This is a genomic window from Rhizobium sp. WCS2018Hpa-16 (genome assembly GCF_031843705.1).
In the GTDB taxonomy this organism is placed as follows: domain Bacteria; phylum Pseudomonadota; class Alphaproteobacteria; order Rhizobiales; family Rhizobiaceae; genus Agrobacterium; species Agrobacterium tumefaciens_C.
Window position 1 is genome coordinate 1,214,931 of the sequence record NZ_JAVTIX010000001.1, and the last position, 16,547, is coordinate 1,231,477.

Here is a 16,547-nt window from a genome sequence, read left to right on the forward strand (position 1 = left end):
ATTACAATGTCGAACCTCGGCGCTTTCACGCACCGTGCAGATCAACCAAAAAACACATCGCCAGCCGCGATGGCGCGGGTAGGACCGCCATCTTCATCCAGCAGCAGAAAACCCTTATCATCAATTCCGGCAAAACGCCCGTGGATAGAACGATCCGGCAAATTAACGGTGATCGGTTCACCGATGCCACAGGCCGCCGCACGCCACAGGCGCATAACATCTGCCACGCCCTGCCCGCGGTTCCACATCTGCAACATATGCGCCGCCTCCCTAAAGAGATGCGCAAAAAGCTCGTCTGGACCACAGGTCGCGCCGTGTTCACCAAGGCGCGTTACGGGGTAAGCCGGATCAGTGGGCATATGGGCAATATTGATGCCGATGCCGATGACGAGCGCTGAACGCCCATCAGGCAGTGTCTCCGCTTCCATCAAAATGCCGCAGGTCTTCCTGCGTCCGATCAGAATATCATTCGGCCATTTAATCTCGAGTGGCGCTGAACCAACTGGTAGTACCGAGGCCACAGCACGATAAACCGCCAGCGCAAAGGCCAGCGGCAGAGAGCCAATATGCTTCATGGGAGCAGCATCGATGAGAAGAAGAGAGGCGTAGAGATTGCCGGGCTCAGACACCCATGGCCTGCCGCGGCGGCCCCGCCCGCCGGTCTGACGGATGGCGGTAACCCAGAGATTGCCGCCATCACCTGCCCTTGCCCGGGCAAAACACTCAATATTGGTCGATGACGTTTCCGCCACCGCCTCGTGCCGGAAGTCATCCAGTGACATCCGGCCCGCTTTCATGCGTGTGTCGCTCAAAAGAACGTCTTTGCTGCAACGGTTACCGCGTTGCCCAGCATACCGCCGAAGAGAATAAAGCCGAGCACAAAGAGGCCAGATAGTGCGTAAACGACACGCAGTTCCATCGCCGCCTTTTCAAAGCCACCCTTGGCTTCATCGAACCACATGACCTTGACAATGCGCAGATAGTAATAGGCACCGACAACCGAAGCGATAACACCGATGACGGCCAGCGGATAAAGATGTGCTTCGATGGCTGCCAGGAACACATAGTATTTTCCGAAGAAGCCGGCCAGCGGCGGAATGCCAGCGAGCGAGAACATCATGATGGTCATGACCAGCGCCATGATCGGGTTGGACGACGCCAGTCCCGCAAGATCATTGATGTCTTCAACGTTGCCAATGTCCTTGCGGCGCATGGCGAGAATGCAGGCGAAGGTACCAAGCGTCATGCCCATGTAAACCGCCATGTACAGCAGCACGCCAGCAACGCCAGCTTCACTGCCGGCCGCTAGGCCAACAAGCGCATAGCCCATATGGCTGATGGAAGAATATGCCATCAGACGCTTGATGTTGCGCTGGCCAATAGCCGCGAAGGCACCAAGCAGCATAGACGCGATGGAGATGAAAACGACGATCTGCTGCCAATCCGCAAAGACAGGCTGGAACGCATCAATCACGATACGGACCAGGATAGCCATGGCGCCGACCTTTGGCGCAGCAGCCAGGAAGGCTGTAACCGTCGTTGGTGCACCCTCATAAACATCGGGCGTCCACATGTGGAATGGAACCGCAGAAATCTTGAATGCAAGACCAGCAAGAACGAACACCAAACCGAAGACGAGACCGAGCGAGCGTGTCTCAGACGAGAGAACTGCTGCGATTTCGTTGAAGCCTGTGTTGCCGGTGAAGCCATAGACCAGCGACATGCCGTAGAGCAACATACCGGAAGACAGTGCACCGAGGACGAAGTACTTCAGACCGGCTTCTGTGGAGCGCAGGCTTTCGCGGTTGATGGCGCAGATGACGTAGAGCGCGAGCGACTGCAATTCCAGCGCCATGTAGAGCGAGATCAGATTGTTGGCAGAGATCATCAGGAGAATGCCGAGTGTTGCAAGAACCAGCAACACCGGGAATTCGAAGCGCCCGATAGGCTCGACCCGGCTATGGCCGACAGACAGGATCATGGCGACAATGGCACCGATCAGTGCCAGGATCTTCATGAAATTGCCGAAGGCATCGGCCACGTAAACACCGCCAAAGGCTTCGCCATTGGCAGGTGCAAAGATGATCCACAGACCAACGACGACCAGAAGTGCTACGGCAAGACCCGTAACTGTGTTGGTCGACTTGTCCCCGGAGAAGACCCCAATCATGAGCAGCACCAGAGCGCCGACCGCAAGGATCAGCTCGGGCGTCGCGATGCGCAGACTGGCAAAAAGAATTTCAGCGGTCATGTCCTACGGGTCCTGTCGTCAGTTCAGAGAAAGCGCAACATTCTGCGCTGCCTGCAATGCGGCCGTATAATTATTGATCAAAAGGTCCACCGACGCTGCCGTAGCATCGAAAACCGGTGCCGGATAGACGCCGAAGAAGATCGTCAGCGCCACCAGCGGATACAGCATAAGCTTTTCGCGGGTAGAAAGGTCGAGCATCGCCTTCAGGCTTTCCTTCTCCAGCGCACCGAAGATGACGCGGCGGTAGAGCCACAGCGCATAGGACGCAGAGAGGATAACACCGGTCGCAGCAAAGAGTGCAACCCAGGTATTGGCGCGGAATACGCCAATGATCGTCAGGAATTCACCGACGAAGCCGGATGTGCCAGGCAGACCGACATTGGCCATCGTGAAGACCATGAAGGCAACGGCATATTTCGGCATGTTGTTGACGAGACCGCCGTAAGCGGAAATCTCGCGTGTATGGAGCCGGTCATAGACCACGCCAACGCAAAGGAACAACGCGCCGGAGACGATGCCGTGCGAAAGCATCTGGAAGATTGCACCCTGCACGCCCTGAACATTGGCCGCAAAGATACCCATCGTCACATAGCCCATATGCGCAACGGACGAATAGGCAATCAGCTTCTTGATGTCGTCCTGCATCATCGCAACCAGCGAGGTGTAGATGATGGCGATAACCGACAGCGTGAAGACGAAAGGCGCGAAGTAATCCGATGCAATCGGGAACATGGACAGCGAGAAGCGGATGAAACCATAACCGCCAAGCTTCAACATGACACCCGCCAGAATGACGGAACCAGCGGTCGGCGCCTGAACGTGGGCATCCGGAAGCCAGGTGTGGACAGGCCACATTGGCATCTTCACCGCAAATGCTGCGAAACAGGCCAGCCAGAGCCACGTCTGCATGCCAGCCGGAAAGCCGTGCTTCAGCAGCAACGTCATATCCGTGGTGCCAGCCTGCCAGTACATCGCCATGATCGCGAGCATTGTCAGAACCGAGCCGAGAAGCGTGTAGAGGAAGAACTTATAGGATGCGTAGACGCGATCCTTGCCGCCCCAGACGCCGATGATGATGAACATCGGTATCAGCGTCGCTTCAAAGAAGACGTAAAACAGAACCGTATCCAGCGCGACAAAGACGCCGATCATCACGACTTCCAGAAGAAGGAAGGCGATCATGTATTCCTTGATACGCTTCTCGATCGAATTCCAGCTGGCAAGAATGCAGAAGGGCATCAGGAATGTGGTCAGGATCACAAACAGCATCGAGATGCCATCGACGCCCAGATGATAGGCAGCGAGATCACCGAACCAGGCATGCTTCTCGATCATCTGGAAGCCAGCGTTCGAATTGTCAAAGCCGATCCAGATGAAAAGGGAGACGACGAAGGTAAAGACGGTCGTCAGCAGCGATACGTTGAGAACGTTACGGCGACCAAATGGGCCATTCGCGTTCGTCAGAAGCAAGAGCACCACGCCGACGAGCGGCAGAAAGGTGACCGTTGAAAGAATAGGCCAATCGGTCATCAGAGGGCACTCCCGAGCATCATCCAGGTGACAAGCCCGGCAATGCCGATCAGCATCGCGAAGGCATAATGATAGAGGTAACCGGATTGCAGACGAACGACGCGGTTGGTCACATCAGCCACGCGCGCGGCAATACCGTTGGGTCCGTAGTGGTCGATGACAGCAACATCGCCCTTTTTCCATAGGAAGCGACCGAGCGCTTTCGCGGAACGAACAAAGAGGAAATCATAAAGTTCGTCAAAGTACCACTTATTGAGCAGGAACTGGTAAAGGCCATGGTGGGTCTTTGCCAGACGCTTCGGCGTCTCAGGCGACTTGATATACATGTACCAGGCCGTCACGAAACCAAGTGCCATCGCGAAGAACGGGCTCCACTTGACCCACAAAGGCACGTGGTGGAACTCCTCCAGAATCTCATTGGACGGAAGCGTAAACAGGGCGCCCTTCCAGAATTCTGCATATCCATGGCCGAAGAAGTGGCCTTCGAACGCGACGCCCGCAAAAATTGCACCAACAGTCAGAATGAACAGCGGAATCAGCATGACCATCGGCGATTCATGGACATGGTGCATCACATCAGCAGATGCGCGCGGCTTGCCGAAGAACGTCATGAATGCCAGGCGCCAGGAATAGAAGCTGGTAAACAGCGCGGCGATAACCAGAAGCGTGAAGGCGAAGCCTGCGACCGCATTGTGCGATGCATAGGCGGATTCGATGATAACGTCCTTGGAGAAGAAGCCTGCGAAACCGAACATGGTGCCCGGAATACCAACGCCAGTGAGCGCCAGTGTACCGATCGTCATCGTCCAGAACGTGATGGGGATGTGCTTGCGCAGACCGCCCATGTGACGCATGTCCTGCTCCCCATCCACGGCATGAATCACAGAACCGGCGCAAAGGAACAGCAGAGCCTTGAAGAAGGCGTGCGTGAAGAGATGGAACACCGCCGCACCATAGGCACCAACGCCGAGCGCAACAAACATGTAACCGAGCTGCGAACAGGTCGAATAGGCGATGACGCGCTTGATATCGTTCTGAACCAGGCCGACGGTCGCCGCAAAGAAGGCAGTGATCGCGCCGATAAGCGTGACGACAGTCAACGCATCTGGCGAAAGTTCGAAGATCGGAGACATGCGTGCGACAAGGAACACACCGGCGGTCACCATGGTGGCAGCGTGAATAAGCGCAGACACAGGTGTCGGGCCTTCCATCGCATCGGGCAACCATGTGTGCAGCAAAAACTGTGCAGACTTACCCATCGAGCCCATAAAGAGCAGAAGGCAAACGCCTGTCAGCGCGTTGGCCTTGTCCAGCTGCATGCCAAACAGGTTGATGACAACATCGGTGGACGCCGCGCCATCGGCAGGCAGGTAGGTGCCCGCAGCGGCGAAGATCGTTTCGAAGTTCACCGAACCGAACAGCACGAACAGACCGGAAATTCCAAGAATAAAGCCAAAGTCACCCACTCGGTTGACGATGAAGGCTTTCATGGCAGCAGCCGAAGCAGACGGCTTCTTGAACCAGAAACCAATCAGCAGGTAGGACGCCAGGCCAACACCTTCCCAGCCGAAGAACATCTGCAACAGATTGTCAGATGTAACCAGCATGAGCATGGCGAAGGTGAAGAGAGACAGATAGGCAAAGAAGCGCGGACGATGCGGATCATGGTGCATGTACCCGATGGAGTACAGGTGAACCAGGGTCGACACGGTGTTGACGACCACGAACATCACAGCCGTCAAGGTATCGATGCGGAACGCCCATTCGACATCAACGCCACCGGACTGGATCCAGCGCAAGACAGTCACCTTGATGACTTCCCCAGCTTCATGGCTCAGAAGCGCGACATCGAAGAAGACGATCCACGACAAGATCGCGACGACGATCATCAGGCCGGTGGTGACATATTCCGAAGCCTTGGCGCCGATGGAGCGGCCAAAAAGGCCAGCGATCAGGAAGCCAATCAGCGGAAGAAAGACGATAGCTTTGTAGATCATAGCCTTATCAGCCCTTCATCATATTGACGTCTTCCACGGCAATGGAACCGCGGTTGCGATAGAAGACAACGAGTATTGCAAGACCGATGGCCGCTTCCGCAGCAGCAACAGTCAGAATGAACAGCGCAAAAACCTGGCCAACAATATCGTTCAGGAAGGACGAGAACGCGACCATGTTGAGGTTGACCGCAAGCAAGATCAGTTCGATCGACATCAGGATAACGATGACATTCTTACGGTTCAAAAAGATACCGAAGATGCCGATCGTGAAGAGGATCGCGCTGACCGTGAGGTAATGGGAAAGACCGATTTCCATAATATGTTTTCCTTGGATCCGTTCGCGCCTTAGATGCCCTGACCCGGCTTGACCTTGACTGTCGTGACAGCGGTCTTGGGATCGCGACCGACCTGGGTGGCAATATCCTGCCGCTTGATATCTGTGCGGTGGCGAAGTGTCAGCACGATTGCGCCGATCATCGCAACCAGCAGCACCAGACCGGCCAGCTGGAAGAAGTAAACGTAGTTGGTGTAGAGCACATCACCCAGCGCTGCCGTATTGGCGCGCTCTGCCGGGTTGGGAATCGGCATGGTGATGGATTTCGCTGCCTGCGGGTTAAGCACGCTGCCGCCAACGACGATGATCAGCTCGGCCGCCAGAATGATGCCGACCAGCGCACCGATCGGAGCGTATTGAAGAACGCCAGAGCGAAGTTCTGCAAAGTCTACATCCAGCATCATGACGACGAAGAGGAACAGCACCGCCACAGCGCCGACATAAACGACCAGCAGGATCATGGCCAGGAACTCTGCACCCGTCAGCAGGAAAAGCGCCGCCGCGTTGAAGAATGTCAGGATGAGGAACAACACCGAATGAACGGGGTTCTTCGAAGCGATGACCATAAACGCGGACGCAACTGCGACGAAGGCGAATATGTAAAAGAATACAGCGTGCAGACCCATGTTGGTGCCTTTTTGTCCTCACCGGACAAACACGGCCGAAAAGCCGTATGCCCGTTTTATTCCCGTCAGCGAAAACCGACAGGCAGTGACTGTTTTACCCACTTCAAAGCAGCGCTTCGAAACAAGGATGTGCCTTAACGGTAAGGCGCATCCAGAGCAAGGTTGCGAGCGATTTCGCGTTCCCAACGGTCGCCATTATCGAGAAGCCGCTGTTTGTCGAAATAAAGCTCCTCGCGGGTCTCGGTTGCGAATTCGAAATTTGGCCCTTCCACGATCGCATCGACCGGGCAGGCTTCCTGGCAGAAGCCGCAATAAATGCACTTTACCATGTCGATATCATAACGAACCGTGCGGCGAGTGCCATCGTTGCGGCGCGGGCCTGCTTCGATGGTTATCGCCTGGGCAGGACAGATGGCTTCGCACAGCTTGCAAGCGATGCAGCGTTCTTCGCCATTGGGATAACGACGAAGTGCATGCTCACCGCGAAAGCGCGGGCTGACCGGGCCTTTTTCGAATGGATAGTTCACCGTTGCCTTCTGTTTGAAGAAGTGGCGCATCGTCAAGAAGAACGCGCCTACGAATTCCTTGAGGAACAGCGAATTGACGGCTTGTGAAAGACTGGCCATCTCAACCTCCAAATCTGCAAGCGAGGACTGCGGACATCTTATGCCCCCGCCGTCAGCTTGAGTACGAATGCAACAATAATAACCATGGCGAGTGACAGAGGCAGGAAGACCTTCCAACCAAGACGCATCAACTGGTCATAGCGGTAACGTGGGACAAACGCCTTCACCAAGCCGAACATGAAGAAGACCATGCCGCCCTTGAGGATGAACCAGATGATACCCGGTACCCAGTTCAGGAACCACACATCAACGATCGGGAGCCAGCCACCAAGGAAAAGGATGGTCGTCAGGCAGCACATCAGAACGATGGCAGCATATTCGCCCAGCATGAACATCATGTACGGAGTGGAGCCATACTCCACCATGTGACCCGCGACAAGTTCCGATTCAGCTTCTGGCAAATCGAACGGTGGACGGTTGGTTTCCGCCAGGGACGAGATAAAGAAGATGATGAACATCGGAAACAATGGTAACCAGTGCCAGTCCAGGAAGGATGATGGCAGGCCAAGAGATGTGCCGATGCCTGTGTGCTGAGCATTGACGATATCTGTCAGGTTCAACGAACCAACGCAGAGCAGAACAGTGACGATAACGAGGCCGATGGAGACTTCGTAGGACACCATCTGCGCGGCAGAACGAAGCGCGCCGAGGAAAGGATATTTCGAGTTCGACGCCCAGCCACCCATGATGATGCCGTAGACTTCAAGCGAAGAGATCGCGAAGATGTAGAGAATGCCGACATTGATATTGGCAATCACCCAACCATCCGCAAACGGAATAACGGCGTAAGTTGCCAGCGCCAGCGTCACGGCAACCAGCGGGGCCAGCAGGAAAACTGCCTTGTTGGCACCCGATGGGATGACCGGCTCTTTCAAAATGAACTTCAAAAGGTCGGCAAACGACTGGAAGAGACCGAAGGGACCAACGACGTTGGGACCACGGCGCAACTGCACGGCAGCCCAGATCTTACGGTCTGCCAGAAGAAGGAAGGCGATCGACACCAGCAGCAAAACGAGAAGCAGCAGAGACTGGCCGACAATAATCAGCGCTGGCCAGACGTAGCTCCAGAAAAACGAGTCCATAATCCCCTACCCTTACTCTGCCGCAGCCTTGAAGTTGTTGCGGGCCAATGCGGAACACTCGGCCATGACAGCAGACGCTCTCGCAATCGGGTTCGTCAAATAAAAGTCCTTAACCGCCGAAGCAAAGCCCGCCTTGGACAAAGTTCCAGCCTTTGCCGCCAGCGCCTCGAGATCAGCGCCATCAGCGACAGCAATCTCGTCAGCATCAGCAAGATGCGGATGCGCAATGTAGAGCTGAGCGCGCAGTGCCGAAAGCGAATCGAATGGCAGCTTCTTGCCGAGAACATCGGAAAGCGCACGCAGGATCGCCCAGTCTTCACGGGCTTCACCAGGTGCAAAACCGGCGCGATTGCCCATCTGGACGCGACCTTCGGTGTTGACCCAGATACCGGATTTCTCGGTATAGGCAGCACCTGGCAGAATAACATCTGCAGCCATTGCGCCAGCGTCACCATGCGATCCGATGTAGACGGTCAGCTTTGCAGCCTTGGCAGAAAGATCGATCTCATCGGCACCAAGAAGGAAAAGAACCTCTGCGGATGCAACGATGGAAGCTGCGTTGGCAGACTTGTCTGGCGGAACGAAGCCAATATCCAGACCCCCTACGCGAGCAGCAGCCGTGTGGAGAACAGAGAAGCCATTCCACTCAGCAGATACAGCGCCTACGGAAACGGCGAGCTTTGCTGCAGCGCTCAGAACAGCTGCGCCATCTTCGCGTGACAAGGCACCCTGCCCTACAATGATGAGCGGGTTCTTCGCGGCCTTCAGCTTTTCGATGAAGCTATGTCCACCATTGACCAGATCGGACAAGGTGTCCGTTCCAGAACCGAGATATTCGTAATCATAACGCAATTCACCAGCTTCGCCGATCACACCAATCGGGAAACCGCCGCGACGCCAGCGCTTGCGGATGCGTGCATTGAGAACGGCACCCTCGAAACGTGGGTTCGAGCCGATGATGAGAAGAGCGTCGGCATTTTCGATGCCTTCGATTGTGGCGTTGAACAGGTAGCTCGCACGACCCAGAGATGGATCAAGTGCTGCGCCATCCTGACGGCAATCGACATTTGTTGAGCCGAGAGACGCCAGCAGCGACTTCAGCGCGAACATTTCTTCGGCTGTGGAAAGATCGCCAGCGATTGCCCCGATCTTTTCGCCCGATGTCGCAGACATAGCGGCCTTGATCGCACCAAACGCCTCGCCCCACGTGGCTGGCTGCAAGCGGCCATCCTTGCGGACATAAGGTTTGTCGAGACGCTGCGTTTTCAAGCCATCCCAGATGAAGCGGCTCTTGTCGGAAATCCACTCTTCGTTGATCGCCTCGTTGACACGCGGCATGACGCGCATGACTTCGCGGCCACGTGTATCCACGCGGATCGCAGAACCAAGGGCATCCATCACGTCGATGGTTTCGGTCTTGCCGAGTTCCCATGGACGGGCGGTGAAGGCGAATGGCTTCGATGTCAGCGCGCCAACCGGGCAAAGATCGACAACGTTACCCTGCAATTCAGACGTCATCGCCTGCTCAAGATACGTCGTGATTTCAGCATCCTCACCGCGACCAATCAGGCCCAGTTCGGAAATGCCGGCAACTTCCGTGGTGAAACGAACGCAGCGCGTGCAGTGAATGCAGCGGTTCATAACCGTCTTGACGAGCGGCCCGATGTACTTGTCCTCAACAGCCCGCTTGTTCTCAGAGTAACGCGAGCCAGGAATACCGAAGGCCATGGCCTGGTCCTGAAGGTCGCATTCGCCGCCCTGGTCGCAGATGGGACAATCGAGCGGATGGTTGATGAGAAGAAATTCCATCACGCCTTCGCGGGCCTTCTTGACCATAGGCGTGTTGGTGAAAACTTCTGGCAGTTCGCCATTGGGGCCGCCGCGAATATCGCGCACGCCCATAGCGCAAGATGCCGCAGGCTTTGGCGGCCCGCCCTTCACCTCGATGAGACACATGCGGCAATTGCCCGCGACCGACAAACGCTCGTGGAAACAAAAGCGAGGAACTTCGGCACCAGCCTCCTCACACGCCTGCAACAGCGTGAAATGATCTGGGACTTCGATCTCTTTACCGTCAACCTTGAGCTTTGTCATGGTCCTACTTACGTCCTGTTGCCTGTCCGTCCCGCACCGTCTCATGCGTTCCGCAACAAATCCTGATGACATCGAGCAGACTCAAAATCCGCAAGACGCTTTAACGATATAAGGGACCGGTACACCCGATCCCCGCCTCTCGCAACACCCTTCGGGCGTTACTTTGGCCGGTGTTACTCGGCAGCCTCAAGCACAGCGCCGTCATCCATGGCCCTGTAGGTATATTCATCGATCCGCTTTTCGATTTCCGGACGGAAATTGCGAATCAATGCCTGAACCGGCCATGCAGCAGCATCGCCCAGCGCACAGATGGTGTGGCCCTCGATCTGCTTGGTCACTTCAAACAGCATGTCGATTTCACGCTTCTGCGCGTTGCCCTTGACCATGCGTTCCAGCACGCGCCACATCCAACCCGTGCCTTCACGGCAAGGGGTGCACTGGCCACAGCTCTCATGCTTGAAGAACGCAGCGATGCGGGCGATCGCCTTGATGACGTCGGTGGACTTGTCCATGACAATCATGCCACCGGTGCCGAAGGACGACTTCACTTCGCGCATGCCATCAAAATCCATGATGGCATCCTTCATGTCCTCACCGCGAACGATGGGGCACGATGCGCCGCCTGGAATGACGCCTAGAAGATTATCCCATCCGCCACGAATGCCACCACAGTGACGCTCGATCAGTTCCTTGAACGAAACGCCCAAAGCATCTTCGAAGGTGCAAGGACGCTCGACATGGCCTGAAACCATGAATAGTTTCGTGCCGACATTGTTTGGGCGGCCAATCGAGGAGAACCAGGACGCGCCACGACGTAAAATAGTCGGGGCAACGGCGATGGACTCGACATTGTTGACCGTCGTTGGGCAGCCATAGAGACCCATATTGGCCGGGAATGGAGGCTTGAGGCGCGGCTGGCCCTTCTTGCCTTCCAGGCTTTCGAGAAGCGCCGTTTCCTCGCCACAGATATAGGCACCCGCGCCGTGGTGAACGTAGATATCAAAATCCCAGCCGTTCTTGTTGTTTTTGCCCAGAAGGCCAGCGTCATAGCACTCGTCGATTGCCGCCTGAAGCACTTCGCGTTCGCGCATATATTCACCGCGAACATAAATATAAGCCGTATGCGCACTCATGGCGAAACCGGCAATCACGCAGCCTTCGATCAGCGTATGCGGATCGTGACGCAGAATTTCGCGGTCCTTACAGGTGCCTGGTTCGGATTCGTCGGCATTGACGACCAGATAGTGAGGACGGCCGTCGCTCTCCTTCGGCATGAAGGACCATTTCAGGCCCGTCGGGAAGCCCGCACCACCACGACCACGAAGGCCGGACGCCTTCATTTCGTTGATGATCCAGTCACGACCCTTTTCGATGATCTGCTTGGTGCCATCCCAATGTCCGCGCGCAAGAACGCCTTTCAGAGAGGTGTCCTTGAGGCCGTAGAGATTGGTAAAGATGCGATCCTGATCTTTTAACATGCTTGACCTCTCACTGCGGCTTCTTGCCGGAGTTTTCCTTCTCGACAGCCTTGACGTTCGCCTCTGCTGCCTTCGGGTCCGTTACGGGTGTCTTGAGCTTCGGATCAGTCTCCGGCGCGTCGGTTTTCGGCTTTGCAGCATTGGAAGGCGGCGTTGGCGCTGCGGCGTCAGCAGCTGGCGATTCCGCTGGCTTGTCGAGGTTAGAACGATCCGGCTTTGTCTCTTCCGTCAAGGTGGTGAGACCACCGATCGGAGCGGACAGATGGCGGTCGATCTGCGGACCTGGCTTGACGGTATCGCCCTTGCCTGCCTCGAATGTATCAATAATTTCTTCCAGCCGCTCCGGCGTCAGGTCCTCATAGGCATCCTTGAAGATGATGACCATAGGCGCGTTGACGCAGGCACCCTGACATTCCACTTCTTCCCACGAAAGCGTACCGCTTTCATTGGGCGTGAGCGGATCATGGTGGATTTTGTGGCGACAGACATCCATCAGCGCTTCAGAGCCGCGCAGCATGCAGGGCGTTGTGCCGCAGACCTGAATATGCGCACGGGTACCAACTGGTTTCAGCTGGAACTGCGTATAGAAAGTCGCAACCTCAAGCACGCGGATATAAGCCATATCCAACATGTCGGCGATCTTCTCGATGCAGGCGCGGGTGACCCAGCCATCCTGCTCCTGAGCGCGCATCAGCAACGGAATGACCGCTGACTGCTGGCGTCCCTGAGGATACTTCTGGATCGTTTTTTCCGCCCACGCGATATTGTCCGCGTTAAACGCGAACCCGGCGGGCTGGAACTGGTCTTCGGCTAGTCGACGAACGGACATACTACCTCACGCCCCATCAGTTTAACGACTCGCACCGCGATCTCGTCACCGTGACGAATTCGCAGGCATAGGCCGTTTTGTCTTTTTGCATGAACACAATGAATTTTCCGCCATTGGGAAGAGACGATTTGATCTCGTATCCCTGTGACAGAAGTTGCTTGACAGAAGATGAACCGCCGCCTGCCTGCGAAGAAACACCCACATCCGCCGTCTGGGCGAATACGGGTGCCGTCGCGGCAACAAAAGCCGATATGGCCAGCGGCAATCTCATCAGCGGTCAACCTCCCCGAACACGATGTCCAGAGAGCCGAGAACAGCTGTCACGTCGGCAAGCTGATGGCCTTTGCAAAGGTAATCCATGGCTGCCAGATGTGCAAACCCCGGAGCGCGGATCTTGCAGCGATAAGGCTTGTTGGAACCATCGGCCACCACATACACGCCGAACTCGCCCTTGGGCGCTTCGACCGCTGCATACACTTCGCCAGCGGGAACGTGATAGCCTTCAGTGTAGAGTTTGAAATGGTGGATGAGCGCTTCCATCGAACGCTTCATCTCGCCACGCTTTGGCGGAACAACCTTGCCATCCAGCGATGACACGGCGCCCACGCGGTGCTTGCCCTGCAAAAGCTCGACGCACTGCTTCATGATCTTGATCGATTCGCGCATTTCCTGCATGCGGATCAAATAACGGTCGTAGCAATCGCCGTTCTTGCCCACAGGAATGTCGAATTCGAGATCTGAATAGCACTCGTAAGGCTGCGCGCGACGCAAATCCCATGCAGCGCCTGAGCCGCGAACCATGACGCCTGTAAAGCCCCATGCAAACGCATCTTCGAGCGACACGACGCCAATATCGACGTTACGCTGCTTGTAGATGCGGTTCTCGGTCAACAGACCCTCGACATTGTCAAGGAACGTGATGAAGGGATCGCACCACTTGCCGATATCATCAACAAGCTCCGGCGGCAGGTCCTGGTGAACGCCACCCGGACGGAAATAGGCAGCATGGAGACGTGCGCCGGAAGCCCGCTCGTAAAATACCATGAGCTTTTCGCGCTCTTCGAAACCCCAGACCGGCGGCGTCATGGCGCCAACGTCCATGGCCTGGGTCGTGACGTTCATGATGTGCGAAAGAATACGGCCGATCTCCGAGAAAAGAACGCGGATCAACTGGCCGCGCATCGGGATTTCAAGACCAAGCAGCTTCTCGACGGCGAGCGCGAAAGCATGCTCCTGGTTCATCGGCGCGACGTAATCAAGCCGGTCGAAATAAGGCAGGGCCTGAAGATAGGTCTTGCTTTCGATCAGCTTTTCCGTGCCACGGTGCAACAGGCCAATATGCGGATCAACGCGCTCGACGACTTCGCCGTCGAGTTCAAGAACGAGACGCAAAACGCCGTGCGCAGACGGATGTTCCGGGCCGAAGTTGATCGTAAAATTGCGGACGTTATGCTCTGTCATGGCTTTGCCTTTTCATCGCCCGGAAGAACATAATCTGTTCCTTCCCAAGGGGAGAGAAAGTCGAAATTGCGGAATTCCTGCTTAAGTTCGACTGGCTCGTAAAGAACGCGCTTCAGAACATCGTCATAGCGCACTTCCACGAAGCCCGTGAGCGGAAAATCCTTGCGCAGCGGGTGACCTTCAAAGCCGTAATCGGTCAGAATGCGGCGCAGGTCCGAATGGCCTTCAAACGGAATGCCATACATGTCCCAAGCTTCGCGCTCAAACCACTCCGCACCAATAAAGACTGACGTGGCCGATGGAACGGCTTCGTCCTCGGCGACCTGGAGCTTGACGCGAACACGCAAGTTCTGGCGCGGCGATAGCAGATGATAGACAACGTCGAAACGCTTCTCGCGTGTCGGCCAGTCAACGCCACAGATATCGATGATGTTCACAAAACCGCACTGCACGTCATCGCGCAGGAATGTCAGGAGCGCGATGATGCTCTCCGGCGTCGTGTTCAACGTCAGTTCGCCATAGGCAATGGCCGACGATTCCAGCAGGGAACCGCGCGCTTCATTGATGTAGGCGGCAAGATCGTTAAGAGCTTCGCTCATTGCTTCTCTGTCCTCTGCCCTTAACGCTCGATCGTACCGGTACGCCGGATCTTCTTTTGCAGCAGCAGCACGCCGTAAAGCAGTGCTTCTGCCGTGGGGGGACAGCCCGGCACGTAAATATCGACCGGCACCACGCGGTCACAGCCACGCACTACGGAGTAGGAGTAGTGGTAATAGCCGCCGCCATTTGCGCAGGAGCCCATAGAAATGACGTAACGAGGCTCAGGCATCTGGTCATAGACCTTGCGGAGCGCAGGTGCCATCTTGTTGGTCAGCGTGCCGGCTACGATCATGACGTCAGACTGGCGCGGCGAAGCGCGTGGAGCAACACCAAAGCGCTCCATGTCATAACGTGGACCGGAAGCCTGCATGAGACCTTCGACAGCACAGCATGCCAGACCGAACTGCATCCACATCAAGGAGCCGGTACGGGCCCAAGTGATGAGTTCGTCCGTGGACGTAACGAGAAAGCCCTTGTCGGCAAGCTCGTCGTTGATTTCAGTAAAGTAGCCATCATCACTGCCAACAGGCTTGCCTGTGGCGGGGTCGATAATGCCCTTGGGCTTTGGTGCGACAAGCGTGTCGTTTTGAACTACGCCCATTCCAGTGCCCCCTTCTTCCATTCATAAATAAAGCCGATGGTGAGAACACCCAGGAATACCATCATGGACCAGAAACCGAACCAACCGATTTCACCGAAGGACACTGCCCACGGGAACAGGAAAGCGACTTCAAGGTCGAAGATGATAAACAGGATCGACACCAGATAGAACCGAATATCGAACTTCATGCGCGCATCATCAAACGCATTAAAGCCGCACTCGAAAGCGGATAGCTTTTCCGGATCGGGGTTCTTGTAGGCAACAGCGAAAGGCGCAATCAGCAGCGCCAAACCGATGACAAGCGCGATACCAATGAAGATTGCGATCGGAATGTAGGAACTGAGGAGTTCAGTCATTGTCTCTTCCTTGCCCGACCGAGCGTCGAGCATGCCGTTATGGTCAGTGGAATCCATAGGGCCGAAATATGTTGCAACGCCGCTGTGGTTATCGCAGCCACGCTCTCTCTGCAAGAGATTAAGTGCCATTTCAAGCCAATCGTGACTTGGACACCAAATTCTCTTGCCCCATTATATGCACACAAAACCCTAAAGATACCGCTAACCGCTTCAATCGATTAGACAATATTCGTTTTGCGCACCATACCCAATCGTCGCAAATTTTTGTCCACAATGGAACAAAAAAATGGCGAAAAATTCCATGGAGACTTGAGCGTGATTGACAAGAAATTTGCTGGGAAATGCAATGTGACAAAAGGATGCAGTCAGCGAATGGAGCGAAGCAAAAAGCGACATAGTTGAAGCTTTTCGACGGAGCTGACAAAAGGCAAAAATACCCGTGGGCACGTTGCGAAGTCTGACGATTGATCTGGAGGAGAATAAAATGGCGCGAGTGACGGGGCTCGAACCCGCGACCTCCGGCGTGACAGGCCGGCACTCTAACCAACTGAGCTACACCCGCGCATTTTAAGGATCTTTCAGATCCGTAGACTTCGAGGAAGGAATGGCGCGAGTGACGGGGCTCGAACCCGCGACCTCCGGCGTGACAGGCCGGCACTCTAACCAACTGAGCTACACCCGC

The 16,547-nt window shown here is 55.7% G+C and carries 15 protein-coding genes, 2 tRNA genes and 1 pseudogene; all 18 read right to left on the reverse strand.

Annotated elements, in window-relative coordinates:
* Positions 1-41 precede the first annotated feature (41 nt).
* Positions 42-782, reverse strand: coding sequence for a biotin--[acetyl-CoA-carboxylase] ligase (locus RQI55_RS06080; protein WP_243256969.1), 741 nt, complete (start codon positions 780-782; stop codon positions 42-44).
* 26 nt (positions 783-808) lie between these two features.
* Positions 809-2,251 carry an NADH-quinone oxidoreductase subunit NuoN gene (nuoN, locus tag RQI55_RS06085; protein ID WP_243256176.1) on the reverse strand — a complete coding sequence of 481 codons (1,443 nt, stop codon included), beginning with the start codon at positions 2,249-2,251 and terminating at the stop codon, positions 809-811.
* Between the two features lie 18 nt (positions 2,252-2,269).
* On the reverse strand, positions 2,270-3,781 hold the full coding sequence (locus tag RQI55_RS06090; protein ID WP_243256177.1) for an NADH-quinone oxidoreductase subunit M: 1,512 nt from the start codon (positions 3,779-3,781) through the stop codon (positions 2,270-2,272).
* On the reverse strand, positions 3,781-5,778 hold the full coding sequence (gene nuoL, locus RQI55_RS06095; RefSeq protein ID WP_311272064.1) for an NADH-quinone oxidoreductase subunit L: 1,998 nt from the start codon (positions 5,776-5,778) through the stop codon (positions 3,781-3,783). The genes RQI55_RS06090 and nuoL overlap by 1 nt, the downstream gene beginning before the upstream one ends.
* A 7-nt stretch (positions 5,779-5,785) precedes the next feature.
* Positions 5,786-6,094 carry an NADH-quinone oxidoreductase subunit NuoK gene (nuoK, locus tag RQI55_RS06100; protein ID WP_243256179.1) on the reverse strand — a complete coding sequence of 103 codons (309 nt, stop codon included), beginning with the start codon at positions 6,092-6,094 and terminating at the stop codon, positions 5,786-5,788.
* Positions 6,095-6,123: 29 nt separating this feature from the next.
* Positions 6,124-6,738 (reverse strand): NADH-quinone oxidoreductase subunit J, encoded by a 615-nt coding sequence (locus RQI55_RS06105; protein ID WP_042619656.1) that lies wholly within the window; start codon positions 6,736-6,738, stop codon positions 6,124-6,126.
* A 134-nt stretch (positions 6,739-6,872) separates the two neighbouring features.
* Positions 6,873-7,364: an NADH-quinone oxidoreductase subunit NuoI gene (gene nuoI, locus RQI55_RS06110; protein WP_042619657.1), complete on the reverse strand. Its 492-nt coding sequence runs from the start codon at positions 7,362-7,364 to the stop codon at positions 6,873-6,875.
* Between the two features lie 38 nt (positions 7,365-7,402).
* Positions 7,403-8,446, reverse strand: coding sequence for an NADH-quinone oxidoreductase subunit NuoH (gene nuoH / locus RQI55_RS06115; RefSeq protein WP_192066557.1), 1,044 nt, complete (start codon positions 8,444-8,446; stop codon positions 7,403-7,405).
* Between the two features lie 12 nt (positions 8,447-8,458).
* Positions 8,459-10,540 (reverse strand): NADH-quinone oxidoreductase subunit NuoG, encoded by a 2,082-nt coding sequence (gene nuoG, locus RQI55_RS06120; protein WP_243256180.1) that lies wholly within the window; start codon positions 10,538-10,540, stop codon positions 8,459-8,461.
* A gap of 173 nt (positions 10,541-10,713) precedes the next feature.
* A complete protein-coding gene (gene nuoF / locus RQI55_RS06125) occupies positions 10,714-12,018 on the reverse strand; it encodes an NADH-quinone oxidoreductase subunit NuoF (protein WP_311272063.1) in 1,305 nt (434 codons plus the stop codon).
* A 25-nt stretch (positions 12,019-12,043) separates the two neighbouring features.
* Positions 12,044-12,847 (reverse strand): annotated as a pseudogene (gene nuoE, locus RQI55_RS06130) (NADH-quinone oxidoreductase subunit NuoE); the annotation flags it as partial.
* 16 nt (positions 12,848-12,863) lie between these two features.
* On the reverse strand, positions 12,864-13,118 hold the full coding sequence (locus tag RQI55_RS06135; RefSeq protein WP_042619662.1) for a hypothetical protein: 255 nt from the start codon (positions 13,116-13,118) through the stop codon (positions 12,864-12,866).
* Complete coding sequence (locus tag RQI55_RS06140; protein WP_042619663.1) at positions 13,118-14,308, reverse strand: NADH-quinone oxidoreductase subunit D; 1,191 nt, start codon at positions 14,306-14,308, stop codon at positions 13,118-13,120. The genes RQI55_RS06135 and RQI55_RS06140 overlap by 1 nt, the downstream gene beginning before the upstream one ends.
* Positions 14,305-14,907 (reverse strand): NADH-quinone oxidoreductase subunit C, encoded by a 603-nt coding sequence (locus RQI55_RS06145; protein ID WP_243256183.1) that lies wholly within the window; start codon positions 14,905-14,907, stop codon positions 14,305-14,307. Before RQI55_RS06145 ends, RQI55_RS06140 begins: the two co-directional genes overlap by 4 nt.
* Positions 14,908-14,927: 20 nt before the next feature.
* Positions 14,928-15,509: an NADH-quinone oxidoreductase subunit B family protein gene (locus tag RQI55_RS06150; RefSeq protein WP_192066564.1), complete on the reverse strand. Its 582-nt coding sequence runs from the start codon at positions 15,507-15,509 to the stop codon at positions 14,928-14,930.
* Positions 15,500-15,865, reverse strand: coding sequence for an NADH-quinone oxidoreductase subunit A (locus RQI55_RS06155; RefSeq protein WP_042619792.1), 366 nt, complete (start codon positions 15,863-15,865; stop codon positions 15,500-15,502). Before RQI55_RS06155 ends, RQI55_RS06150 begins: the two co-directional genes overlap by 10 nt.
* Before the next feature lie 485 nt (positions 15,866-16,350).
* Positions 16,351-16,427 (reverse strand) — tRNA-Asp (locus tag RQI55_RS06160).
* Between the two features lie 43 nt (positions 16,428-16,470).
* A tRNA-Asp gene (locus tag RQI55_RS06165) sits at positions 16,471-16,547 on the reverse strand.

Coding starts and splice junctions, on each gene's coding strand:
- RQI55_RS06080 (WP_243256969.1), bottom strand. CDS start 782: ATGTCACTGGATGACTTCCGGCACGAGGCGGTGGCGGAAACGTCATCG.
- nuoN (WP_243256176.1), bottom strand. CDS start 2,251: ATGACCGCTGAAATTCTTTTTGCCAGTCTGCGCATCGCGACGCCCGAG.
- RQI55_RS06090 (WP_243256177.1), bottom strand. CDS start 3,781: ATGACCGATTGGCCTATTCTTTCAACGGTCACCTTTCTGCCGCTCGTC.
- nuoL (WP_311272064.1), bottom strand. CDS start 5,778: ATGATCTACAAAGCTATCGTCTTTCTTCCGCTGATTGGCTTCCTGATC.
- nuoK (WP_243256179.1), bottom strand. CDS start 6,094: ATGGAAATCGGTCTTTCCCATTACCTCACGGTCAGCGCGATCCTCTTC.
- RQI55_RS06105 (WP_042619656.1), bottom strand. CDS start 6,738: ATGGGTCTGCACGCTGTATTCTTTTACATATTCGCCTTCGTCGCAGTT.
- nuoI (WP_042619657.1), bottom strand. CDS start 7,364: ATGGCCAGTCTTTCACAAGCCGTCAATTCGCTGTTCCTCAAGGAATTC.
- nuoH (WP_192066557.1), bottom strand. CDS start 8,446: ATGGACTCGTTTTTCTGGAGCTACGTCTGGCCAGCGCTGATTATTGTC.
- nuoG (WP_243256180.1), bottom strand. CDS start 10,540: ATGACAAAGCTCAAGGTTGACGGTAAAGAGATCGAAGTCCCAGATCAT.
- nuoF (WP_311272063.1), bottom strand. CDS start 12,018: ATGTTAAAAGATCAGGATCGCATCTTTACCAATCTCTACGGCCTCAAG.
- RQI55_RS06135 (WP_042619662.1), bottom strand. CDS start 13,118: ATGAGATTGCCGCTGGCCATATCGGCTTTTGTTGCCGCGACGGCACCC.
- RQI55_RS06140 (WP_042619663.1), bottom strand. CDS start 14,308: ATGACAGAGCATAACGTCCGCAATTTTACGATCAACTTCGGCCCGGAA.
- RQI55_RS06145 (WP_243256183.1), bottom strand. CDS start 14,907: ATGAGCGAAGCTCTTAACGATCTTGCCGCCTACATCAATGAAGCGCGC.
- RQI55_RS06150 (WP_192066564.1), bottom strand. CDS start 15,509: ATGGGCGTAGTTCAAAACGACACGCTTGTCGCACCAAAGCCCAAGGGC.
- RQI55_RS06155 (WP_042619792.1), bottom strand. CDS start 15,865: ATGACTGAACTCCTCAGTTCCTACATTCCGATCGCAATCTTCATTGGT.